Origin of the sequence: Frateuria edaphi (assembly GCF_021117405.1) — a bacterium.
Lineage (GTDB): Bacteria > Pseudomonadota > Gammaproteobacteria > Xanthomonadales > Rhodanobacteraceae > Frateuria_A > Frateuria_A edaphi.
The window spans coordinates 3367009-3388405 of sequence record NZ_CP088251.1 but is presented as its reverse complement, the minus strand read 5'-3'; the positions used below and the strand labels follow the sequence as shown (position 1 = coordinate 3388405).

Genomic DNA, 21397 nt, shown 5'->3' with positions numbered 1-21397 from the left:
CTGATCGGTCGATGGTGCCTCGGATGCGGCCCGCATGCATCCCGTCGAGTCGCAGCGCCCCGGGAGGACGCTCAGCGGGTCGCCCGCGCCGGCTCGCCCGTTTCGATCGCGAGCAAGCCCTCATCGTCGATGACGATGGGTGGCGTGTCGTGCGAGCGGCGATAACTGTCGACGATGCGGCCGTAGTGGACGATGCGGCCGAAGGTGTAGGTGGTGATGCGCACCACGTCGCGCACCGGGCTGAAGTGGCTCAGCCGGAACTCTCCGTGGTAGCGCGAGGCGATCGGCACCGAAACCACGCCCAAGCCCTTCTCGCGGCAGGCGGCGATCAGGATCGCCGCCTCGAACACGAAGTTCTCGGCGGGCAGGTCGACCAGTTCCAGCGCCGCGCGCGGATACCAGCGCTGGCCGCTCTGCGTATCGGCGACCGGCACGCCGCAGCCCCAGGAAATGCCCCAATCGGCCACCGCGTTGGCGCGGCGGCGGCCCTTGGGCTGCTGTTCGCGCTCGAGCAGGCGCGCGCCGATCACGATGTGGTCCGGATAGCGTTGCGCCGCCGCGACGATGCGCGGGATGTCGCTGGCCAGGTGCTGACCGTCGCCGTCCATCGTTACCACCGCATCGAAGCCTTGTTTCAGCGCCTCGCGGAAGCCGTGCCGCAGGGCCTCGCCCTTGCCGCGCCGCTGCGCGTGGCGCAACAGCGTGACTGGCAGGGCGCCGACGATGTCGGGAGTGTGGTCGTCCGAACCATCGTCCACCACGATCACCGGCACGTTCAGCGCCAGCGCCGATTCCACCACCTGCTGGATCGCCGCCTCTTCATTGAGGCAGGGGATCAGCACGCACCAGCGCGGCGGGTTGGGTTTCACGCACATTCCTCCAGGTGGACATCCATGCCGAGCGAGCCGGCCGCCATCAGTCGGCAGCGGCCCGCGCCTTGCGCGAGCAGTGCCAGCAGCGGCAGCGCCACGGCCGACGGGCTGCTGGCGATCCATTCGGCCGGCACCGCGGATTCGCCCGATGCGTCGGCGATGCTACCGGGACAAAGGTGCAGAACAAGTCGGCCCAGCGTGCAGGCGCCAGGCTGGGGGCTGAGTACCAGGGCGCAGCCGAACGGCGCGGCGCTGGCGGTTACCTCGGTCAGCGGGCCGGCGCCGGCGGTATCGCTGCAGACCAGCAGCACCGGCTGCGCGTCGGCCAGCGCCAGGCTCGCCGCCTCGAGCAGCCCTGCGCCGAAGCTGGCGCGCTGTGCGCACACCGCGTTGGACGGCGCGTGACAGCCGGTGGCGATGGTCCAGTAGCCGGCCGGCGCGTTGTGCACCGAATTGTGGAAGCGCGTGGGCGAAAGCTCCGCCGGCGCGCTGGCCAGGACGGTGCACATGTAGTCCATGATCGGCTGGTCGCCATGCGAGGAGGCGAACACGCAGGGCAGCGACGCCGGTTCGCGTCCGCTCATTGCCACGGCCTGGCCAGCCACCTCGACCGCCAGCAGCACGCTTTCCGGCGCGCGGCGCCGCTCCGCGGCGGGCAGCAGCGTGGCTGGCGGGCGTGCGGGTGGCGGGCTTGCGGCCTCGCCTTGCAACGCGCCCCGCAGGGCGGCGAAGTCCGCCAGATGCGGCGACCACAGGCCGGCGCCGTCGACGTAAACGGTGAGCGCGCTCATGCCGTGCGCTCCGCACGGGCAAACGCGAGGCAGGCGTTGTTGCCGCCGAAACCGAAGGAGTTGCTGAGCGCCACCTCGACCGGCCGCGCTTCGTTGGACCAGGCAAACTGCGGGCCACAGGCCGGGTCGGGATCTTCGCCCCCGAGGTTGCCGGGCACCAGGCCATGCTCGACCGAAAGCAGGGCGACCACCGCCTCCAGGATGCCGGCGGCGCCGAGCGTGTGGCCGGTGAAACCCTTGGTGCTGCTGGCGCGCGTGGTCGGTGGGAAGGCGCGGGCGATCAGCGCGGCCTCCACCTCGTCGTTCTTCAGGCTCGCCGTGCCGTGCAGGTTGATGTAGTCGACCTGCGCTGGCGCGAGCCCCGCGCGCGCCAGCGCGTCGCGCAGCGCCAGTTCGGCACCCAGGCCTTCGGGGTGCGGCGTGGACATGTGGTGGGCGTCGCTGGCCTCGCCGTAACCGAGCAGGCGTGGCGCGTCCGGCGCGGCCTCGACGCGTTCGAGCAGCGCGAAACCGGCGGCCTCGCCGATCGAGATACCGCTGCGTTCGCGGTCGAACGGCCGGCACGGCGCGCGCGACACCAGCTCCAGCGCGTTGAAGCCGAACAGCACGCTTTCGCACAGCGTGTCGACACCGCCGACCAGCGCGGCGTCCACCAGCCCCAGGCGAATCATGCGCTCGGCGCTGGCAAAAACCTTCGCGCTGGAGGAGCAGGCGGTGGAGACGGTCAGGCACGGCCCTTCGAGTTGCAGCGCTTCGGCCAGGAAGCCGGCCAGCGAGTGCGGCGCGTGGATCGGCGGGCGCAGCATGTCTTCCGGGAAGCCGCCGTCGGGATCGAGTCGGCGGTAGGCCTCCTCGGTGGCGCCGATGCTGGCCGTGGACGTGCCCATCAGGAGCGCCACCCGCGTGGCACCGTAGCGTTCGCGCGCGGCATGCACGGCGTCGAGAAAGCCGTCCTGGTTCATGCCCAGCCACGCCAGCCGGTTGTTGCGGCATTCCCAGACCGCCAGCGGCGTGGGCAACGGCGCGTCTTCGACGCCATCGACGCGCCCGACCCAGCATTCCAGCGGCGCAAGGCTGAAATCGTTGGGGCGCAGGCCCGTGCGGGCGGTCTCGATGGCGCGGCGATGCGCCTCGCGGCCGCGGCCGAGGGCGGAGGTGGCGGTGTAGGCGCTGACTGCCAGGGGAGCAATGGGTTGCAACATCGAATCAGCCTAGCGGCGGGCCGCGGGCTTGCCTAGCCTTGCTTTTCGGGGGCGAGGGCCCGGTTCATCCTTCCGCGGCGTGACTGCAAGTCCAGTCCGGACACGGGCCGTTCGGCGGGTGGACGCGGCAGGCGATTGCGGCGATCCGTCCGGCTGCGCACACTGGCGTTTTATCTGCTGCCCATTCGCCGTGCCGACGCCTTCCTCCCGACGCAATCCCTGGCGCTACCTGCGCGATTCCGACGTGCTGCATGCCGCCGTGGTGACGCTGTTCGCCATCATGCTCAGCGCCGGCATCGTGTGGATCGGCTACGTCGTGCACGTATGGCGTACGGCGCGGCGGGCTCCCACGACGCTGCCCGGACGCTGGGTCGTACTGGTGTTCGGCCGCCAGCTGGTCGCCGAAGAACCCGAGCACGACTACCGCGGTCGGCTGGCCCGGGCGCTGGCGCTCTTGCGCGGAAGGATCGCCAGCCGCGTGCTGCTTCTCGGCGGACACAGCAGCGGCACGCGCAGCGAGGCAGAAGCCGGCCATGCGTGGCTGCAAGGGCAGGGCTTGCCGGCCGACGTGCCCATCGAACTGGAGCAGGAATCGGTCGATTCGCTCGAGAACCTGCGCCACGCACGTGGTCTGCTGCAGGGTGGCGACCGGGCCGAGGTGCTGCCGCCGGTGGCGCTGCTGACCAGCCGCTACCACCTGGCACGCTGCCTGTTGCTGGCGCGGCGACTGGGCTTCGACGGCCATGCCGTCGCCGCCGAGGATGCCTTGCCCCGCACGCCACGCTACCTGGCGTTGCTGCTGATGGAAGCGACCTATCTGATGTGGATAGACCTGGGCGTGCGTTGGGCGCGGCTGACTGGCCACCGCCGCATGGCCGCGCGGATCAGCTGAGACGCGTCTTGTGCGGCGCCATCGCGCGCGGCAGACTCGCCCCGCCGCGCTCGGCGGCGTATCTCAAGACAGGGGAAGTCCCGATGTTCCGTTCCCGTTTCATGCTGGTCCTGCTGCTCCCGCTGCTGCTGCTGACGATGGCGTTCCGCCAGTCGCCGCTGGTCGATCCGGCGCCGATCGCCGTACCGGCCGGCATGAACGACGTCCAGGTCGGCAAGGCGGTCAAGGCCGCGCTGCTCGGCCGTGGCTGGACCGTCACCGACGAGCAGGCCGGCAGCACCAGCGCCCAGCTCAGCCGCGACGAATGGGTCGCCAAGATCCGCGTCGACTTCGATACCAAACAGGTGCAGATCCGCTACGTCGACAGCAAGAACCTCAAGTACGAGGTCAAGCGCGACGGTACCCGCCTGATCCATTCCAACTACATGGGCTGGATGCAGTACCTCTCCGGCGACATCGGCCGCAACCTCGAGCTGATCTCCGCTACCGCGGGCTGATCGCTCAAGCGCCCGCGTCGACGCGCCACAGCGCCGGCGCGGGCCCGCTTGCTAAGCTCTGGGCGGTCACCCCGCCGATCCTTACGATGAGCCAGCAAGCCGACCAGGCCGAAACTTTCCTGCGCGAGACGCAGGACCGCATCTGCAGCGCGATCGAACGCCTCGATGGCGGCGCGCGCTTCGTCGAGGACCGCTGGACCCGCGAGGCGGGCGGCGGCGGACGTACCCGCGTGCTGCGCGACGGCGCCCTGTTCGAGCAGGCGGGCGTGAACTTCTCCCGAGTCTTCGGCCACACCCTGCCGCCCAGCGCCACCGCGCACCGGCCGGACCTCGCCGGCGGCAGCTTCATCGCCACCGGCGTGTCGCTGGTGCTGCATCCGAAGAATCCGTACGTGCCCACCACGCACGCCAACGTGCGCTATTTCGAAGCCAGCAAGCCGGGCGTCGAACCGGTGTGGTGGTTCGGCGGTGGCTTCGACCTGACTCCGTTCTACCCGTTCGACGAAGACGTGGTGCACTGGCACGAGGTCGCACGCGACCTGTGCGCGCCCTATGGCGAAGACGTCTACCCCCGCTACAAGCGCTGGTGCGACGACTACTTCTATCTGAAGCACCGCGACGAGACGCGCGGCGTGGGCGGGCTGTTCTACGACGACCTCAACGAGGGCGGCTTCGAGCGCTGTTTCGCCTTCACCCGCGACGTGGCGCAGGGTTTCCTGGATGCCTACCTGCCGATCGCCGAGCGCCGCCGTGGCATGCCCTGGGGCGAGCGCGAGCGCGAGTTCCAGCTTTATCGGCGTGGCCGCTACGTGGAGTTCAACCTGGTCTGGGACCGCGGCACGCTGTTCGGCCTGCAGTCGGGCGGGCGCACCGAGTCGATCCTGATGAGCCTGCCGCCGCGGGTGCGTTACGAGTATGCCTATGCGCCCGAGCCGGATTCGCCCGAGGCGCGATTGCAGGACTACCTCAAACCGCGCGATTGGCTGTCCGCAACCGACGCGTAGGGTGGGCTCCAGCTCGCCGTGATTTGCGACAGGCGGCCGGTGGGCTGAAGTCCACCCTGCAGAGCCTTAGGGCTTCGCGCCACTGAACTTCACTGGCGTGGCGCCCTTCACCGGGCCGATCTGCGCGCTGTCGCTGACCTCAAGCACCACTTCGTGGCGGAACTCCAGCGTGCCCTGCACGACGGCATGGGGGCCGATCACGATGTGCGGCGTACGGTTGTGGTGGAACCAGCCGCCGTTGGGCTTGTCGACCAGGATGCCGCCCTCGACGCGCGAATTGGCGCCGATGTCGATGTCGCCATCCACGGTTTCCACGCCGCCGCCCACGTGCGCTGCATCCAGTTCGATGCGGCCGTTGACGTTGGATACCTGTCCGCTCACGTCGGCGCCCTTGGCCAGCTCGATGTGCCCGTTGACTGCCTCGATCTCGCCGTTGACCTTGGCGTCCTCGCGCAGCTCGATGCCGCCGTTGACGGTGTTGAGCGAACCGATGGTGGCGCGCTGGCCCAGCGTGATGCCGCCGTTGACCGTGTCGGCCTTGCGCGCGCTGGCGCCGTCGGCAAGCGAAATGTCGCCGTTGACGGTGCTCAGTTCACCGGCGGTCTGCCCGGCATCGATGCGGATATCGCCGTTGATCTTGTCGACGTCGTTGTCCGATGCGACCGCCGCCAGCGGCAGGGCCAGGACGAGGGCGATGAGCAGGTGGCGCATGGTGGTGCTCCTTTCGTGGGAATAGGACATCAGATGCACCACCGCGCTCCGCGGTTTAGCGTGACCTTCGGCATGGGGCGATTTGACGCCGTCGCGAGCGCGCCCCACCATTTCGCGTTTTCCGCTGCCAGGTTGCCGCCATGCACAAGCTCGTCCTGATCCGCCACGGCCAGTCCCAGTGGAACCTCGACAACCGCTTCAGCGGCTGGGCCGACGTCGACCTGACCGAGCAGGGCATGGCCGAGGCAAAGGAAGCCGGGCGTCTGCTGGCGGAAGGCGGATATACCTTCGACGTGGCGCACACCTCGGTGCTCAAGCGCGCGGTGCGCACGCTGTGGGGCGTGCTCGATGCGATGGACCTGATGTGGATTCCGGTGGTCACCGACTGGCGCTTGAACGAACGCCACTACGGCGGACTGACCGGCCTCAACAAGGCAGAAACGGCGGCGAAGTACGGCGAGGACCAGGTCAAGGTCTGGCGCCGCAGCTACGACATCCCGCCGCCGCCGCTGGAGCGGGCCGACAACCCGTCGCTGCGCGATCCGCGCTACGCGCTGCTCGATCCGTCGATGATTCCCGATACCGAGTGCCTGAAGGACACCGTCGCCCGCGTGCTCCCCTACTGGCACGACGTGCTGGCGCCGTCGGTGGCCTCCGGCCAGCGCGTGCTGGTGGCCGCGCACGGCAACTCGCTGCGTGCGCTGATCAAGTACCTGGACAACATCTCCGACGAGGCGATCGTCGAGATGAACGTGCCTAATGGCGTGCCGCTGGTGTACGAGTTCGACGACCAGATGAAGCCGCTGCGCAGCTACTACCTGGGCGATGCGGAGGCGATCGCGGCGAAGATGGCCGCGGTGGCGAACCAGGGCAAGGCGAAGTAGGACGCTCTTCGCAGGAATCCATTTGTGGCCCCGGATCGGCCACATCGCATCGGACTGTACGGACCGTTAGTCTTCGCCCAGCCACTCCAGGGAGACTCACCATGGCGCCGAACCTTCTCATGCCCGCACTGATGTCGCCGCTGCTCGCCTTCATGGTGTGGCGGCGCGTGCGTCGCCAGTTTGGCCGCCAGCTGGTGCGGCGCGGCGCGATGATCACCCGCGTGGCCATCCTCCTCGCGGTCACCGGCCTGCTTTCGCTTGCCGGTCTGCATAACCCGCGTCTGCTCGAAGGCCTGGCAGGCGGCCTGCTTGGCGGCATCGCGCTGGGCCTGCTCGGCCTGCGCCTGACCCGCTTCGAACGGGGCGCCGATGGTCGCGACCTCTACCTGCCTAACCCATGGATCGGCGCCACTATCACGGCCGTGCTGGTGGGCCGGCTGGCCTGGCGTTTCCTGGTGCTGGTACCGCATGACGGTATCGCCGGCCCGATGGCTGCGACCGTGCCGCCACTGGGCAACAGCCCGCTGACGTTGCTGGTGGTCGGCCTCATGCTCGGTTACTACGTCAGCTATTACGCCGGCTTGCTGGTACACCACCGGCGGTTCGAGCGGACACAAGCCTGACGCCAGACGCAGGGCGGGCTTCAGCCCACCACACGCTGCGACGCTGGTGGGCCGAAGCCCACCCGACGCGGCTAGAGGGCGTCGTTATCCAGTTCGCCGGTGCGGATCCGGATCACCTGCTCCAGCGGGCTGACGAAGATCTTGCCGTCGCCGATCTTGCCGGTGCGCGCCGATTGCTGGATTGCCTCGATCACGCGTTCGAGCTGATCGTCGGCCACCGCTACTTCCAGCTTGATCTTGGGCAGGAAATCGACCACGTATTCGGCGCCCCGGTAGAGTTCGGTGTGCCCTTTCTGCCGCCCGAAGCCTTTTACCTCGGTCACCGTGATGCCTTGGACGCCCGCCTCGGCCAGGGCCTCGCGCACGTCATCCAGTTTGAACGGCTTGATGACCGCCACGACCAGCTTCATGGATGCTCCTCGCCAACTTTCCCAAGATCGCCTTCATTGTGCCTGCCAGCCCCTGGCCTGTCGCCCCAGTGGGCCGTGTAGGACAATCCCTACATTCTCTGGCGGAGCCGGCCGATGGTGCACCCCCTTTCACGTTACCTAGACTTCCTTCCGACCCGCTCGAGGCGCCGTCCATGATGGATCGGCAGGAAATCGACCGAATTGCCCTGCGACTTGTGTCGCTGGTACCGCCAGGGTTGGCACAGGCGCAGCAGGATTTGCGAACCAACTTCCACGATGTCCTGATGCAAGGATTGCGTCGCCTCGAGCTGGTCACCCGCGAGGAGTTCGAAGTCCAGAGCCAACTGTTGGCGCGCACCCGCGCCAAGGTCGACGAACTGGAAAGGCGCGTCGCCGAACTGGAGGCGGACGCCGCCCGCGGACCCTAGCTGCCAGCTCCCGGGAGCCGCCCCCGATCCGTCACCTCACCCCGAGAGCGATCGGGGGCGGTTATTTTTTGCCTGACGTCGATGGGGTCGCGTTTCATCATGCATTCTGGCGACTCCATCGCTTACGGCCGGCACGCGTCATGCGCGACCGTGCGACCAGCTGCCCGCGGCACCCCAAGTCGGCCGAGCCCGCCATTCGTGTTTCTCCAGCCGTTGCGGTCAGGGACGACCGCGTCCTGGTCAGCCCGGGTCGTGCCGTGAGCCTGGCGGTCACCCTCACGCGTGCCCAGGAAGGCGTTTCCGCACCGCAAGTGATGGTCGAGGTGCATCTGTCCGGCGGCCTGCCGGGCACGCATATCGTCGGCCTGCCGGAAGCTGCGGTGCGCGAGGCGCGTGACCGCGTGCGAGTGGCGATCCAGAACGCGGCGTTCGAATACCCCAACCGCAAGGTCACCGTGAACCTGGCGCCGGCCGAGCTGCCCAAGGACGGCGGCCGCTTCGACCTGGCCATCGCGCTGGGCATCCTGGCCGCGGGTGGTCAGGTGCCACGCGAAAAGCTGGACGAGTGCGAGTTCCTGGGAGAACTGGCGCTGTCGGGTGATCTGCGTGGCGTCTCGGGCGTGTTGCCGGCGCTGCTGCGCGCGCGGGCGCGCGGCCGGCGCGTAGTGGTGCCGCGCGCCAATGCCGCCGAGGCCGCGCTGGTGCCGGAGGCCAATGTACTGGTGGCCGATACGCTGGCGGACGTCTGTGGCTGGTTGCGCGACGCGCAGGAACTCGCCCTGCCGGGCCCGGCCGACCATGGGCAGACAACCGATCCGGACGTTCCCGACCTGGTCGACGTGCGCGGCCAGTTGCAGGCGCGCCGCGCGCTGGAAATTGCCGCTGCGGGCGGCCACCACCTTTTGCTGATTGGTCCGCCAGGCACCGGCAAGACCATGCTGGCCGCGCGCCTGCCCGGCATCCTGCCGCCGCTGAGCGAGAGCGAAGCGCTGGAAACCTGCGCCGTGCTGTCGGTCGCCGGGCAGCGTGTGGATCCGGCGCGCTGGCGCCAGCGGCCATTCCGCGCGCCGCATCACACCGCCTCGGCGGTGGCGCTGGTCGGTGGCGGTTCGCATCCGCGGCCGGGCGAGATATCGCTGGCGCACAACGGGGTGCTTTTTCTCGACGAACTGCCCGAGTTCACCCGGCACGTACTCGAAGTGCTGCGCGAGCCGCTGGAGTCCGGCCAGATCCTGGTGTCGCGCGCCGCGCGGCAGGCGACCTTCCCGGCCCAGTTCCAGTTGGTCGCGGCGATGAATCCGTGCCCCTGCGGCTATGCCGGCGACGCCCGCGAACGTTGCCGTTGCACGCCCGACCAGATCCAGCGCTACCGAGGGCGTATCTCCGGGCCGTTGCTGGACCGCATCGACCTGTGTGTCGAAGTACCGCGCGTGCCGCTCGCCGAGCTGGGGGCTCCGCGCAGTGTGTACGACGAAGACTCGGCCACCGTGCGCGCGCGCGTGGTCCAGGCCCGCGAGCGGGCGCTGGCCCGGGCAGGGCGTGCCAATTCCGAGATCAATACGCGCGAGCTGGAACGCGATTGCGCGCTGGGCGCGCCCGAGCGGCGCTGGTTCGAGGCGGCCCTGGAGCGACTGGGGCTGTCCGCGCGGGCCTATCACCGCATCCTGCGCGTGGCCCGATCGATCGCCGACCTCGACGGCGGCGCGGCTCTGCTCGATCGCGCACACCTGGCTGAGGCCCTGCAATACCGGCGTTTCTAGATTTTCTGAACTGGCGGGTATTGACTTCCAGGTGGCACGGATTAATATCTGCACTCGCCGGTACTTAAATGCCTCCGGCCTGCCGCCCCGGTATCGGTTCCCCCCTCCCCCCGCCCGATACCGGGGCTGGCCTCTTCATCTTCCGCCGCGATACGCCAGCGCCTTCAAAGGAAGGCAGCGACCCCATTAAGGGCACCGCCACGCGTGGGCGCGTACAGAGGGCGGGCCACCCGGCACCGGTGCGCTGGCGCTGCCTTTTCGGGAAAGGCCGTCCGCATGCTTTCGAATCATCCGGAGCCCTCAGGCAGAATGAGCGACCCGGAAGCGAAGGACGGCGCATGACGCTACAGCCCGGGCTGATGCTGGCGTGCATGCTCGGCATCGGCTTTCTCGCGCAATGGGTCGCCTGGCGGGTGAAGCTGCCGGCGATCCTGTTCCTGTTGCTGGCCGGCATCGTGTTGGGCCCCGCGACCGGCATCTTCCGGCCGGACGCGATGCTGGGCGGACTGTTGTTCCCGCTGGTCTCGCTGGCGGTGGCGCTGATCCTGTTCGAAGGCAGCATGACGCTGCGCTTCCACGAGCTGCCGGGGATCGGCCGCGCCGTGCGCGGCCTGGTCAGCTATGGCGCCATCGCGGCCTTATTGCTGCTGGCGCTGGCGGCGCATCTCATCGCGGGCCTCGGTTGGGACGTGGCGCTGCTGTTCGGCGCACTGACCTGCGTGACCGGGCCCACGGTAATCGCGCCCATGCTGCGCACCTTGCGGCCCAATGCGCGCATCGCCAACACGCTGCGCTGGGAAGGCATCGTGATCGATCCGCTGGGTGCATTGTTTGCGGTGCTGATCTACGAAGCCATCGTCTCGCACCAGGAGGGACACACGGTCGGCGTCTTCCTGGGCACCATCGCATGCGGCGCGGGCATCGGCGCGTTGGCGGCATGGGCGCTGGCGTGGTTGCTGCGGCGGCAACTGATCCCCGAGTACCTGCAGAACTTCGGCGTGCTGGCGACGGTGCTGCTGGCTTTCAGCCTGTCCAACGCGATCGCGCACGAATCGGGCCTGCTGGCCGTGACGATCATGGGCATCTCGCTGGGCAACATCCGCAACGTCCACATCGACGACATTATCGATTTCAAGGAAAACCTCACCACGCTGCTGGTCTCCAGCCTGTTCATCCTGCTCGCCGCGCGACTGCAGTGGCCGCTGCCGGAGGGCATGCTTTGGGCGGGCATCGCGGTGTTCCTGGTCGCGCAATTCCTGGTGCGACCGCTCACGGTGGTCTTCGCCAGCGTGGGCAGTTCGCTCAGCTGGCGCGAGCGCGCGCTGATCGCCTGGGTGGCGCCGCGCGGCATAGTCGCCGCTTCGGTTTCGGCGCTGTTTGCGCTGCGCCTGCAGGAGCTGGGCGTGGCCGGCGCCGATGCGATGGTGCCGTTGGTGTTCATCCTGATCATCGGCACGGTGGTGCTGCAAAGCGCGACCGCGCGGCCGCTGGCGCGCTGGCTGGGCGTGGCGGAGCCCGAGCCGCGCGGAGTGTTGATCTACGGGTCCGACGAGGTGGCGCGCGCGATCGGCAAGGCGCTGGCCGATGCCGGTTGCCGGATCGTGCTGGCGGACGATGCGTGGGACGGCATCCGTCGCGCGCGCATGGATGGGCTGGCCACGTTCTTCGGCAATCCGGCCTCGCCCCATGCCGAGCGCAACCTCGACCTGACGGGACTGGGCCGCTTACTGGCCATGTCGACCCATCGCGAGCGCAACTCGCTGGCCTGCGTGCACTACCGGCGTGAGTTCGGGCGCGAGAAGGTCTATCGGCTGCGCAACCTCGCGCCCCACGAGGCCACGGACCGCGCGGCGATCTCGGGCAATCTGCTGGCGCCGCCCTTGTTCGGCGAGGAGATGACGCATGCGCGCTTCGCCGAGCTGCTGTCGGCCGGATGGCGGATCAAGTCGACCCGCCTGAGCCAGACGTTCGGCTGGAGCGACTTCATCGAGCGCAACGGCGCCCAGGCGGTACTGCTGTTTGGCATGGACGAAAAGGGCAATCTGCGGGTGGTGTCGGCCAAGCGGTTGCTCGAACCGAAGGCAGGCTGGTCGGCGATTGCGCTGACGCCGCCAATGGAACCGATGGGCTGAGTCGGCCCCTCCAGCCGCCTGTCGCACCGTCCCCGAGGAGTGGGAGAAGGCCCGAGTAGGCGGCTGCTTGGTTACCTCCCCCGTCCTGCGGGGAAGCTGCCCGAACGCGGGTACGGAAGCTGGCCTCAGGCCGCCGATGCGCGCTGGAACTGTGCTTCCTCGGTCGACCCTTTCAGCGCCACGGTCGAAGACTGCCCCTGCTGTATCGCCTGCGTCACCTGGTCGAAGTACCCGGTGCCGACCTCGCGCTGGTGCTTGACGGCGGTGAAGCCACGCTCGGCGGCGGCGAATTCCTTCTCCTGCAGGTCCACGAACGCGCTCATCTGCCGGCGCGCATAGCCGTGCGCGAGCTCGAACATGCCGTAGTTGAGGCTATGGAAACCGGCCAACGTGATGAACTGGAATTTGTAGCCCATCGCGCCGAGCTCACGCTGGAATTTCCCAATGGTCGCGTCGTCCAGGTTCTTGCGCCAGTTGAAGCTGGGCGAACAGTTGTAGGCCAGCAGCTTGTCCGGATACTTGCCACGGACCGCCTCGGCGAAGCGGCGTGCGTCCTCCAGGTTCGGCTTGCTGGTCTCGCACCAGACCAGGTCCGCGTAAGGCGCGTAGGCCAGGCCGCGGCTGATCGCCTGATCCAGGCCCGGCTTGACGCGGAAGAAGCCTTCGACGGTGCGCTCGCCAGTGAGGAAGGGCTTGTCATTGTCATCGACATCGGAGGTGAGCAGGTCGGCCGCGTCGGCGTCGGTGCGCGCCACCAGCAGCGTCGGCACGCCGCAGACGTCGGCGGCCAGGCGTGCGGCGGTGAGCTTGTCGATGGCCTCGCGGGTCGGCACCAGCACCTTGCCGCCCATGTGTCCGCACTTCTTCACTGCGGCGAGCTGGTCCTCGAAGTGCACGCCGGCGGCACCGGCTTCGATCATCGCCTTCATCAGCTCGAAGGCGTTGAGCACGCCGCCGAAGCCGGCCTCCGCATCGGCCACGATCGGCGCAAGCCAGTCGATCTCGTCGCTGCCCTCGGCGTGGTGCAGTTGGTCGGCGCGCAGCAAGGTGTTGTTGATGCGCTTGACCACCTGCGGCACCGAGTTGGCCGGGTAGAGCGACTGATCCGGATACATCTCGCCGGCGACGTTGGCGTCGGCCGCGACCTGCCAGCCGGAAAGATAAATGGCCTTGAGGCCCGCCTTGACCTGCTGCATCGCCTGGTTCCCGGTCAGCGCGCCCAACGCGTTGACGAAGTCCTCCTTGTGCAGCGAGTGCCAGAGCTTCTCGGCGCCGTGGCGGGCCAGCGAATGCTCGATCGGCACGGTGCCGCGCAGGCGCACGACGTCCTCGGCGCTGTAGTTGCGGCGCACGCCGGCCCAACGCGGGTTGTTGGTCCAGTCCAGGGTGATCTGTTCGGCGGTCGGGAGGGTGGTTTTCATGTTCTCAGGCTCCGTGAGGGATTCCTGCAGGAGGCAGCGTGTGCGCGACCGGAAACATGGCGGTCGCACACGTGCGTTCCTGCAAAGGCGGCGGTCAGGCCAATTGGTCGTAGGCGGGCAGGGTGAGGAAGGTGCCGAGCTGGTCGGCGTGGGTCAGCTCGCCGAGCAGGCGGGCGGCGTCGTCGGCGCGACGGGCGCCCGGATGCGTGCTTTCGCGCAGGCGGTGCGCGTGCGCGGCGAGTGCCTGGTCGAAGAGCGCCATGTCGATCGGCGCGCCGTCGGGGAACTCCAGCGGTACGCAGTCCGAAATCACGTCGCCGGCGTAATGCAGCCATTGCCAAAGCTGCGAACGGGCGATCTCGGCGGTCGCCGCGTCTTCCATCAAATGGTGGATCGGCACGCAACCCAGGCCATCGAGCCAGGCGGCGGTGTAGCGCAGCGCCACCTCGACGTTGTTGTCGAAGCCGGCGCGGGTAATCGTGCCGCAGGCCGGGGCGAGCAGCTGGTCGCGGCTGACCTGGACGTCCTCGCGCAGCACGTGCAGCTGGTTGGGCTCGGGCATGTAGCGGTCGAAGATCTCCTGCGCCACCGGTACCAGCGCCGGGTGTGCAACCCAGGTGCCATCGTGACCGGCATGCACCTCGCGCAGCTTGTCCGCGCGTACTTTTTCCAGCGCCGCCTCGTTCGCCGCGTCATCGCCCTTGATCGGGATCTGCGCGGCCATGCCGCCCATCGCGAAGGCGCCGCGCCGGTGGCAGGTCTTGATCAGCAGTTCGGAATAGGCCTTGAGGAAGGGCACCGTCATCTGCACCTGGCCGCGCTCGGGCAGCAGCCGGTCGTGATGGCCGCGCAGGGTTTTGAGGTAGGAAAAAATGTAGTCCCAGCGGCCGCAGTTGAGGCCGACGATGCGCTCGCGCAGCGCGTGCAGGATCTCGTCCATCTGGAACGCGGCGGGCAGCGTCTCGATCAGCACCGTTGCCTTCATGCACCCGCGCGGCAGGTCGAGCCGGCTTTCGGCATGTGCCATCACCTCGTCCCAAAGCGCGGCTTCTTCCATCGCCTCGAGCTTGGGAAGATAGAAGTACGGACCGCGGTCGCGTGCCTGCAGGGCGCGGGCGTTGTGGAAGGCGAACAGGCCGAAGTCCACCAGCGCGCCGGCCATCGGCTCGCCGTCGACCTCGAAGTGCCGCTCGGGCAGGTGCCAGCCGCGCGGGCGAACCACCAGCACCGCCGGGTTGGCGCCGAGCTTGTAGTCGCGACCGTCGGTTGAGCGCCAGGCGATCGTGCCAGCGACCGCGTCGATGAGGTTCTGCTGGCCGTCCATCTGGTTGGCCAGGGTTGGCGTCGACGAATCCTCGAAGTCCGCCATGAAGACCTTCGCGCCGGAATTGAGCGCGTTGATGATCATCTTGCGCTCGACCGGACCGGTGATTTCCACGCGGCGATCGCGCAGCGCAGCCGGAACCGGTGCGACCTGCCAGTTGCCCTCGCGGATGGCGCGGGTGTCGGCGCGGAAATCGGGCAGGGCGCCGGCGTCCCACTTGGCCTGCCGCTCGGCGCGGGCGGCCAGCAGTTCCTGCCGGCGGGCATCGAAGCGCCGGTGCAGGTCGGCCAGGAAGACCAGCGCATCAGGGGTGAGCAGGTTGGTGTAGGCGGCGGTATCGCCGTGGACGGTCAGCGGGCCGGGGTCGAGTCGTTCCTGCGGGACGGCCATGGATGCAGCTCCTTGGAGGGGTCCATCCAAGCTAGGCCTCCATGCCAGCCTTTGACAAAGCGAATGTTTCAATCTTTCTTATTGAAAAATTCAAACTAGTCAGCAAAAGTTCGCTATCACGCTCGTTTGTGAGGGAAGTTGCCATGAATCGGACGGGGCAGGCGCGACGGGCCGGAGCGCGCAAAGCGGCCGCGACGGGCCAGAAGGCAGTGGAGGCTGCCGAGCGCTACTACTACAAGGGCAATCGCCACAAGCAGCTGCGCGCCTTCGTCAGCATCGTCAAGCTGGGGACGCTCACCCGTGCGGCCGAGTCGCTGTTCCTCTCCCAGCCGACCGTCACCCTGCAATTGCAGGCCCTGGAGCGTGAACTAGGCGTGCCGCTGCTGGAACGGCGGCGACGACGCATCAACCTCACCGATGCGGGCGAGGCGTTGTACGAACTGGCTCGCCCGCTGATCGAGGGCTGGGAGAACCTGGATCGCGATTTCCAGGCGCGCGTGAAGGGCCTCACGGCGGGTCGCCTGACCATCGCCGCCGGGGCCTCGACCATCCAGTACCTGCTGCCCGAACTGGTGCGCCGCTACCGCGAGGCGTTCCCGGCTGTGCATCTGCAACTGGCCAATGTCACCGGACGCGACGGGCTCGCGCTGCTGCGCGCGGACGAGGCCGACTTCGCGGTCGGCTCGATGCTGGACGTGCCCAACGACATCGCCTGGGCGCCGCTGCGCCATTTCGACCCCATGCTGATCACGCCGCTGGACCACCCGCTGGCACACAAAGCGGAGATCGCACTGGAGGATCTCTCGCCCTACGGGTTGATCCTGCCGCCGCAACGGCTGTCCACCTATCGGCTGGTCGATCTGGTGTTCCAGCAGCGCCAGGTGCCTTACCAGGTGGCGATCGAGGTCGGCGGCTGGGAGGTGATCAAAGAGTACGTCGCCGCAGGCCTGGGGATTTCGATCGTCACCGGCATTTGCATCACCGAGGCCGACCGCACGCGCCTTGCCGTGCGCAACATGAAGCGGTTCTTTCCCCAGCGCAGCTACGGCGTGGTGATGCGCAAGGGCAAGTTCCTGAGCCCGGAGGCGCGCGCGTTCGTCGACATGGTCAAGCCGGGCCTGCTGACCCATCGCGAGCACGACGAGTCGGGCCACTCGGGTCGCTAGGCGATCAGGCCTGCCGCTGCAACGCCAGCCGCAGGCCGAAGCCCAGCAGTACCGTGCCGCAGAAGCGGTCCATCCAGCCGCCCAGGCGCGGGCGGGCCAGCAACAGCCGGTGGATTCGCCCGCCAAGCAGCGCCAGCACCAGCGACCAGCTCAGGCCTGTGCCAATGAAGCTCACGCCCAGCACCAGCAGCGCCAGCTGCGGATGGCCGCCCTGCGGCGAGACGAACTGCGGCAGGAACGCCAGGTAGAACAACGCGACCTTGGGGTTGAGCACGTTGGTCAGCAGGCCTTGGCGGAAGGCCGCGCCCATGCCCTGGCCACGGGTCGCGGCGGGCGGGCGCGTGGTGGAGCGCGCGAGCAGCATGCGCAGGCCAATCCATACCAGGTAGGCGGCGCCTAGGTACTTCAGCAGGCTGAAAGCCAGCGCGGAAGTCATCAGGATTGCCGACACGCCCAGCACCGCCGCCGCCGTGTGCACCACGCAACCGGCGTTGATCCCCAGCGCCGCGGCAAAACCCACCGCGCGTCCCTCGCGCCCGCTGCGGGCGAGAATGTAGAAGGTGTCCAGCCCCGGCGTGAGGTTGAGCGCCAGGCAGGCGAGCAGGAATGCGCCGAAATGCGCGATGCCCAGGGCGGCCATTACACGTCCGGGTCCGGTTCGGGTTTTTCGGTATTCCGGTGCTTGCCGCGGTAGCCGCGGAACAGCGCACGGATGCGCGCCATGTCGGCATCCGGATCGTCGGTGGCGTACTGCGGCGTGCCCAGCGTGAAAGTCTTGGTGGGATAGTCCAGGAACACCGGCAGGATCGGCACCTCGGCCTCGCGCGCGATGCGCAGGAAGCCGCTCTTCCAGTGCATGACGTGCTTGCGCGTGCCTTCGGGCGTGATGCCGAGCCACATGCGCGGATGATCGGCGAAGCGGCGCACCATCTGCCCGACCACGTTGAGCGCGGCCTTGCGATTGATGCCGATCATGCCCAGCGGGCGCAGGATCAGCCCGAGCGGACTGTCGAGCACCTCACGCTTGATCATGACCTTGATGTCCGCGCCCAGGGCGATCTTCATCATCAGGCCCCACACGCCATCCCAGTAGGACGAGTGTGGCGCGCCGATGATGATCAGCTTCGGCACGTCCGGCAGCTCGCCGAGCAGGCGCCAGCCGGACAGGCGCAACAGACCCCGCATCAGCCAGGGCCAGAAGCGACTGTCGATCCGCGGGGCCTGCGGCGGCACCGGCGGCAGGATGGAATCGGTCATTCGCCGCTCCAGTCGCGGGTGCGGTTCTGCTTGAGCTTGCCCCGCTGCTGCTTGCCGGCCAGCCGGCGCTCCTTCGAAGCGCGCGTGGGACGGGTCGCGACGCGCTTTTTTGGCGCCACCAGCGCACTGCGCACGATGTCGGCGAGGCGTTCGCGCGCATCGTCGCGGTTGCGGGCCTGCTCGCGGAAGCGGCGAGCCTGGATTACCAGCACGCCCTCCTCGGTCATGCGCCGGTCGCGACGCGAGAGCAGGCGTGCACGCACCGGCTCCGGCAGCGAGGGCGAGGAAGCGACATCGAAACGCAACTCCACCGCGCTCTCGGTGCGGTTGACGTGTTGCCCGCCGGGGCCGTCCGCGCGCAGAAAGCGCTCGGTCAGTTCGGCATCAGGGAGGGTGAGGGTGCGGCTGATCTGCAGCATCGGCGCAGTTTAGGGGATTGCGGTTGGCGGGCTGAAGCCCGCCCGACGGTGGCGATGGCCGGTAGGGTGGGCTTTCAGCCCGCCAGCCCCCAGCCGAAGCGCGCCAGCATCGCCCGGAACATGTCGTCCAACGGGGCTTCCAGCGCCATCGGCGCGCCGATGGCCGGATGCGCGAACCGCAGCCGCCAGGCGTGCAGGAGCATGCGATGGCAGCCGAAGTGCTGCTTGTAGAGGCGGTTGTGATCGCTGCGCCCGTGCTGGCAATCGCCGATCACCGGATGGCGCAGGTGTGCCATGTGCTTGCGGATCTGGCGGAAGCGGCCGGTCTCGGGTTCCGCGAGCACCAGTGCGTAGCGTTGCTGCGGATAGCGGCCCAGCGCGATCGGCACCTCGACCGTGGCCAGGCGCTGGTAGCGGGTGCGCGCCTCGCGGCGCGGACCGGTCTCGCGCGAGCCTGGCAGCGGATAGTCGACCAGGCCTTCGGTCGGTTCGGGCCAGCCGCGCACCACCGCCAGGTACTGCTTGTGCACCTCGCGCCCCATGAACTGTTCGCCCAGCGCCGCGGCCACGGCGGCCGAGCGGGCGACCAGCAGCACGCCACTGGTCGCGCGGTCCAGTCGATGGGCGAGGAACAGCTCGCCGCCCACCTGTTCACGCAGCAGGTCGATCAGGAAGGCGTCGGCGGGCCCGATCAGCTTCGAACGGTGCACGGGCAAGCCCGCGGGCTTGTTGACCGCGAGCAGGGAGTCGTCCTGGTAAAGAATCTCGAGCATGGTTTCGTCAGGAGCTTAGGTGTGGGCGACCTGCAGGAGCGCGCGCTGCGGCCGATCGCGCTCGGGGACCGGCAGGCGCGCGGTCGTGCCCAGGGTGCGCCTCCCAGGCGGCACGTCGGCGATGCAAGGCTTCCTCCGCTTCGGGTCAGCGGCGGGCGCTGGTCAGGAAGGCGAGCAGGGCGGCGGCCAGGCAGCCGAGCGCGACCCAATCGGAGCCATCCGGCCCACCGGCGATCCAAAGCAGGGTGGCGCAGCCGAGCAACGCCGTGCCGAACAGTCCGCCGAGCAGCGCGCGCCGCCGGCGCAGCGCGAGCTCCGCGTGCAGCGCAAGCTCCGCCGGATCGGTCAGCTGCCGCTGCTCGCCGCTGGCCGTCTGGCGAAGGGCATCGCGCACGAGCTCAGGCAGTTGCGGTGCGGCATGCAGCCATTCGGGCAGCCGCTGGCGCACCGCGCGCAACGTGCGCCGCGCGCTGTAGCGCTCGCGCAGGATGCGCTTCAACACCGGATGGGCCACCGCCCAGATGTCGATGTCGGGATCGAGCATGCGCCCGACACCCTCGATGTTGAGCAGGGTCTTCTGCAACAGGATCAGCTGCGGCTGCAGCGTCAGCTCGAAGCGACGCGCGGTCTGGAACAGCTTGACCACCACCTCGGCCAGCGAGATCTGCGACAGCGGGCGCGTGAAGTAGGGCTCGCACACCGTGCGCACGGCCGCTTCGAGTTCGTCCAGCCGTACCGTCGCGGGCATCCACCCGGCGGCCACGTGGAGTTGGGCGATGCGCGCGTAATCACGCTCGAACAGGGCGATGAAGTTCTGCGCCAGCCAGTACTGGTCGGCCTCGGGGAGCGACCCCATGATGCCGAAATCCAGTGCCACGAAGCGTGGCTCCTCGCGCCGCTCCAGGTCGACCCAGATGTTCCCCGGGTGCGCGTCGGCGTGGAAGAAGTTGTCGCGGAACACCTGCTCGTAGAACACGCGGACGCCCTTGGCGGCCAGCGCCTTGCGATCGATGCCGGCAGCATCGATGGCCGCCACGTCGTCCACGCTGACGCCATGCACGCGCTCGAGCGTGAGCACGCGTTCGGCGGTGAAGTCCCAGTGGACGGCGGGCACGTAGAGATCCACGCCGCTTTCGAAGTTGCGCTTGAGCAGGCTGGCGCTGGCGCCTTCGCGCTGCAAGTCCAGCTCGTTGGCCAGCATCTTTTCCACCTCGGCGACGACGTCGAGCGGGCGGATCTTGTCGGCATTGGGGTGCCAGCGCTGAGCAAGTTCACCCAGCGAGCGCATCAGCGCCACGTCGCGGGCAATCTTCGCCTGGATGCCCGGCCGCAGTACCTTGACCACCACCGCGGCGCCGTCGTGCAGCGTGGCAGCGTGCACCTGGGCGATCGACGCGGAAGCGAGGGGGACTTCGTCGAAATGGGCGTATAGGCGTCCAATCTTGGCCTTCAACTCGTGCTCGACGATGGCGCGCGCCTCGGCGCCGGGGAACGGCGGCACCCGGTCCTGCAGCTCGGCCAGCTCGTCGGCGATGTCGGTGGGAATGAGGTCGCGCCGGGTCGACAGCACTTGGCCTGCCTTGACGAAGATCGGCCCCAGCTCGGTCAGCGCCATGCGCAATCGCGCGCCGCGCGGCAGTTCGCGCGCGCCGGGGCGCGTGCGGGCCAGGATCGGGCGCAGCAGCTTGAGCGGGCGGTACAGGTGCGCCGCATCGACCAGCTCGTCCAGCCGCCATGCGAGCAGCACCGAGGCGACCCGCAGCGCACCCGGCAATACCTTGAGCGGCGTCATGCGCGCGGCCCCGACGTGCGCTGGCGCAGGCGCGCCAGGCGGGCTTCCAGGCGTTCGGCGCGCTCGCGCAGCGCGTCCACGCCGTCGAGAAAATCGTCCACCTCGCCCATCGCCGGGGTCAGCCTTGCTTCGTCGCGCAGCCAGTCGGCGCCGTCCTCGGTGAAATGCTGCGTGCTCTCGCGCGCATGCCGCAGGCCCTTGGCGATCGCCTGGGCGAGCGGCACACCGAGCACGTCGCCAAAGCTGCGCGCGAAGGCCTCCTCGAAATCCGGCTGGAAGGCGCTGGCGAGCTTCTCCAGCCGGCGCGCAAGATCGGCGTCGCCGGCGATCTCCACCTTGCGCGGTGAAACGCCCTCGTCGCCCCGGCGCAGCGCCATGGCCAGGAGGCTGCCGGGGCTGGCCGCGACGCGCAATTGGCTCACGTCCTGCGGTGGACCAACCTTCAGGCGATCGCCCTCCACCGTCACGCTGAGGGCCAGCTCCGGTCCGCGCAGGTGCAGCTGGATGCTGCGGCCAGCCAGCGCCGCGAGCTTCTGCTTCGTATCGGGATCGAGCGAGAGCGTGTGGTTGAGCGCGGCTTCCAGCGCGCTGCCGGCGAGCTTGCGCAGCGGCTGCGGGAGCCAGGCATTCGGGATGGGGACGTTCATCC

At 68.7% G+C, this 21397-nt stretch carries 22 protein-coding genes; 9 read left to right on the top strand and 13 right to left on the bottom strand.

The features are described 5' to 3' along the window. Window positions 1-71: 71 nt before the first annotated feature. From LQ772_RS15745 to LQ772_RS15735, 3 genes are read right to left on the bottom strand one after another with little or no spacing between them, the layout of a single operon-like run. A complete protein-coding gene (locus tag LQ772_RS15745; protein WP_231322150.1) occupies window positions 72-869 on the bottom strand; it encodes a glycosyltransferase family 2 protein in 798 nt (265 codons plus the stop codon). Then, window positions 866-1663: a beta-ketoacyl synthase chain length factor gene (locus LQ772_RS15740; RefSeq protein WP_231322148.1), complete on the bottom strand. Its 798-nt coding sequence runs from the start codon at window positions 1661-1663 to the stop codon at window positions 866-868. Before LQ772_RS15740 ends, LQ772_RS15745 begins: the two co-directional genes overlap by 4 nt. After that, window positions 1660-2865 carry a beta-ketoacyl-[acyl-carrier-protein] synthase family protein gene (locus LQ772_RS15735; protein ID WP_231322145.1) on the bottom strand — a complete coding sequence of 402 codons (1206 nt, stop codon included), beginning with the start codon at window positions 2863-2865 and terminating at the stop codon, window positions 1660-1662. Before LQ772_RS15735 ends, LQ772_RS15740 begins: the two co-directional genes overlap by 4 nt. Window positions 2866-3055: 190 nt before the next feature. Between LQ772_RS15735 and LQ772_RS15730 the strand changes: the two genes are divergently transcribed. The 3 genes from LQ772_RS15730 (at window position 3056) to hemF (ending at window position 5258) form a co-directional block, all read left to right on the top strand. Beyond that, window positions 3056-3757, top strand: a complete 702-nt coding sequence (locus LQ772_RS15730; RefSeq protein WP_231322143.1) for a YdcF family protein — start codon at window positions 3056-3058, stop codon at window positions 3755-3757. An 83-nt stretch (window positions 3758-3840) separates the two neighbouring features. Next, window positions 3841-4254 carry a hypothetical protein gene (locus tag LQ772_RS15725; protein WP_231322141.1) on the top strand — a complete coding sequence of 138 codons (414 nt, stop codon included), beginning with the start codon at window positions 3841-3843 and terminating at the stop codon, window positions 4252-4254. A gap of 86 nt (window positions 4255-4340) precedes the next feature. Then, the gene (gene hemF, locus LQ772_RS15720) at window positions 4341-5258 is read left to right on the top strand and encodes an oxygen-dependent coproporphyrinogen oxidase (RefSeq protein ID WP_231322140.1); all 918 of its coding nucleotides are present in this window, start codon (window positions 4341-4343) and stop codon (window positions 5256-5258) included. Window positions 5259-5324: 66 nt separating this feature from the next. Here hemF and LQ772_RS15715 read toward each other — a convergent pair whose 3' ends face one another. After that, entirely contained in the window at window positions 5325-5969 is a 645-nt protein-coding gene (locus LQ772_RS15715) for a DUF4097 family beta strand repeat-containing protein (protein WP_231322138.1), read from the bottom strand. A gap of 140 nt (window positions 5970-6109) precedes the next feature. On the opposite strand from LQ772_RS15715, the gene gpmA reads away from it, so the two are divergent. Then, on the top strand, window positions 6110-6853 hold the full coding sequence (gene gpmA, locus LQ772_RS15710; protein WP_231322136.1) for a 2,3-diphosphoglycerate-dependent phosphoglycerate mutase: 744 nt from the start codon (window positions 6110-6112) through the stop codon (window positions 6851-6853). Between the two features lie 101 nt (window positions 6854-6954). Next, entirely contained in the window at window positions 6955-7476 is a 522-nt protein-coding gene (locus tag LQ772_RS15705; RefSeq protein WP_231322134.1) for a CcdC protein domain-containing protein, read from the top strand. Between the two features lie 71 nt (window positions 7477-7547). Here LQ772_RS15705 and glnK read toward each other — a convergent pair whose 3' ends face one another. Beyond that, the gene (gene glnK / locus LQ772_RS15700) at window positions 7548-7886 is read right to left on the bottom strand and encodes a P-II family nitrogen regulator (protein ID WP_231322133.1); all 339 of its coding nucleotides are present in this window, start codon (window positions 7884-7886) and stop codon (window positions 7548-7550) included. Window positions 7887-8059: 173 nt separating this feature from the next. Between glnK and LQ772_RS15695 the strand changes: the two genes are divergently transcribed. The 3 genes from LQ772_RS15695 to LQ772_RS15685 all read left to right on the top strand — a co-directional run bounded on the left by LQ772_RS15695 (window position 8060) and on the right by LQ772_RS15685 (window position 12206). Beyond that, window positions 8060-8314, top strand: a complete 255-nt coding sequence (locus tag LQ772_RS15695) for an accessory factor UbiK family protein (protein ID WP_231322131.1) — start codon at window positions 8060-8062, stop codon at window positions 8312-8314. 257 nt (window positions 8315-8571) lie between these two features. Then, the gene (locus LQ772_RS15690) at window positions 8572-10074 is read left to right on the top strand and encodes a YifB family Mg chelatase-like AAA ATPase (protein WP_231322129.1); all 1503 of its coding nucleotides are present in this window, start codon (window positions 8572-8574) and stop codon (window positions 10072-10074) included. Window positions 10075-10412: 338 nt separating this feature from the next. Beyond that, window positions 10413-12206 (top strand): cation:proton antiporter, encoded by a 1794-nt coding sequence (locus LQ772_RS15685; protein WP_231322126.1) that lies wholly within the window; start codon window positions 10413-10415, stop codon window positions 12204-12206. A gap of 125 nt (window positions 12207-12331) precedes the next feature. On the opposite strand, the gene aceA is transcribed toward LQ772_RS15685, so the two are convergent. Continuing rightward, a complete protein-coding gene (gene aceA / locus LQ772_RS15680) occupies window positions 12332-13627 on the bottom strand; it encodes an isocitrate lyase (RefSeq protein WP_231322124.1) in 1296 nt (431 codons plus the stop codon). A 94-nt stretch (window positions 13628-13721) separates the two neighbouring features. Then, window positions 13722-15341: a malate synthase A gene (gene aceB, locus LQ772_RS15675; RefSeq protein ID WP_231322121.1), complete on the bottom strand. Its 1620-nt coding sequence runs from the start codon at window positions 15339-15341 to the stop codon at window positions 13722-13724. A gap of 209 nt (window positions 15342-15550) precedes the next feature. Between aceB and LQ772_RS15670 the strand changes: the two genes are divergently transcribed. Then, on the top strand, window positions 15551-16507 hold the full coding sequence (locus LQ772_RS15670; protein WP_425600855.1) for a LysR family transcriptional regulator: 957 nt from the start codon (window positions 15551-15553) through the stop codon (window positions 16505-16507). Between the two features lie 4 nt (window positions 16508-16511). Here the strand turns inward: LQ772_RS15670 and LQ772_RS15665 are convergent, their stop codons facing one another. The 6 genes from LQ772_RS15665 to LQ772_RS15640 all read right to left on the bottom strand — a co-directional run bounded on the left by LQ772_RS15665 (window position 16512) and on the right by LQ772_RS15640 (window position 21395). Beyond that, entirely contained in the window at window positions 16512-17147 is a 636-nt protein-coding gene (locus LQ772_RS15665) for a LysE family translocator (RefSeq protein WP_231322115.1), read from the bottom strand. Further along, on the bottom strand, window positions 17147-17764 hold the full coding sequence (locus LQ772_RS15660; RefSeq protein WP_231322113.1) for a 1-acyl-sn-glycerol-3-phosphate acyltransferase: 618 nt from the start codon (window positions 17762-17764) through the stop codon (window positions 17147-17149). Before LQ772_RS15660 ends, LQ772_RS15665 begins: the two co-directional genes overlap by 1 nt. Further along, window positions 17761-18183 carry an alternative ribosome rescue aminoacyl-tRNA hydrolase ArfB gene (arfB, locus tag LQ772_RS15655; protein ID WP_231322111.1) on the bottom strand — a complete coding sequence of 141 codons (423 nt, stop codon included), beginning with the start codon at window positions 18181-18183 and terminating at the stop codon, window positions 17761-17763. Before arfB ends, LQ772_RS15660 begins: the two co-directional genes overlap by 4 nt. Window positions 18184-18257: 74 nt before the next feature. Next, window positions 18258-18956, bottom strand: a complete 699-nt coding sequence (locus LQ772_RS15650; RefSeq protein WP_231322108.1) for a pseudouridine synthase — start codon at window positions 18954-18956, stop codon at window positions 18258-18260. Between the two features lie 145 nt (window positions 18957-19101). Then, window positions 19102-20748, bottom strand: a complete 1647-nt coding sequence (ubiB, locus tag LQ772_RS15645; protein WP_231322106.1) for a ubiquinone biosynthesis regulatory protein kinase UbiB — start codon at window positions 20746-20748, stop codon at window positions 19102-19104. Beyond that, complete coding sequence (locus tag LQ772_RS15640; protein ID WP_231322104.1) at window positions 20745-21395, bottom strand: ubiquinone biosynthesis accessory factor UbiJ; 651 nt, start codon at window positions 21393-21395, stop codon at window positions 20745-20747. The genes ubiB and LQ772_RS15640 overlap by 4 nt, the downstream gene beginning before the upstream one ends. Window positions 21396-21397: the final 2 nt, after the last annotated feature.

What these genes read in the sequence shown, in the direction of transcription:
- LQ772_RS15740 (WP_231322148.1), bottom strand. Translation starts at nt 1,663, where the DNA reads ATGAGCGCGCTCACCGTTTACGTCGACGGCGCCGGCCTGTGGTCGCCG.
- LQ772_RS15735 (WP_231322145.1), bottom strand. Translation starts at nt 2,865, where the DNA reads ATGTTGCAACCCATTGCTCCCCTGGCAGTCAGCGCCTACACCGCCACC.
- LQ772_RS15725 (WP_231322141.1), top strand. Translation starts at nt 3,841, where the DNA reads ATGTTCCGTTCCCGTTTCATGCTGGTCCTGCTGCTCCCGCTGCTGCTG.
- hemF (WP_231322140.1), top strand. Translation starts at nt 4,341, where the DNA reads ATGAGCCAGCAAGCCGACCAGGCCGAAACTTTCCTGCGCGAGACGCAG.
- LQ772_RS15715 (WP_231322138.1), bottom strand. Translation starts at nt 5,969, where the DNA reads ATGCGCCACCTGCTCATCGCCCTCGTCCTGGCCCTGCCGCTGGCGGCG.
- gpmA (WP_231322136.1), top strand. Translation starts at nt 6,110, where the DNA reads ATGCACAAGCTCGTCCTGATCCGCCACGGCCAGTCCCAGTGGAACCTC.
- LQ772_RS15705 (WP_231322134.1), top strand. Translation starts at nt 6,955, where the DNA reads ATGGCGCCGAACCTTCTCATGCCCGCACTGATGTCGCCGCTGCTCGCC.
- glnK (WP_231322133.1), bottom strand. Translation starts at nt 7,886, where the DNA reads ATGAAGCTGGTCGTGGCGGTCATCAAGCCGTTCAAACTGGATGACGTG.
- LQ772_RS15695 (WP_231322131.1), top strand. Translation starts at nt 8,060, where the DNA reads ATGATGGATCGGCAGGAAATCGACCGAATTGCCCTGCGACTTGTGTCG.
- LQ772_RS15685 (WP_231322126.1), top strand. Translation starts at nt 10,413, where the DNA reads ATGACGCTACAGCCCGGGCTGATGCTGGCGTGCATGCTCGGCATCGGC.
- aceA (WP_231322124.1), bottom strand. Translation starts at nt 13,627, where the DNA reads ATGAAAACCACCCTCCCGACCGCCGAACAGATCACCCTGGACTGGACC.
- aceB (WP_231322121.1), bottom strand. Translation starts at nt 15,341, where the DNA reads ATGGCCGTCCCGCAGGAACGACTCGACCCCGGCCCGCTGACCGTCCAC.
- LQ772_RS15665 (WP_231322115.1), bottom strand. Translation starts at nt 17,147, where the DNA reads ATGGCCGCCCTGGGCATCGCGCATTTCGGCGCATTCCTGCTCGCCTGC.
- LQ772_RS15660 (WP_231322113.1), bottom strand. Translation starts at nt 17,764, where the DNA reads ATGACCGATTCCATCCTGCCGCCGGTGCCGCCGCAGGCCCCGCGGATC.
- arfB (WP_231322111.1), bottom strand. Translation starts at nt 18,183, where the DNA reads ATGCTGCAGATCAGCCGCACCCTCACCCTCCCTGATGCCGAACTGACC.
- LQ772_RS15650 (WP_231322108.1), bottom strand. Translation starts at nt 18,956, where the DNA reads ATGCTCGAGATTCTTTACCAGGACGACTCCCTGCTCGCGGTCAACAAG.
- ubiB (WP_231322106.1), bottom strand. Translation starts at nt 20,748, where the DNA reads ATGACGCCGCTCAAGGTATTGCCGGGTGCGCTGCGGGTCGCCTCGGTG.
- LQ772_RS15640 (WP_231322104.1), bottom strand. Translation starts at nt 21,395, where the DNA reads ATGAACGTCCCCATCCCGAATGCCTGGCTCCCGCAGCCGCTGCGCAAG.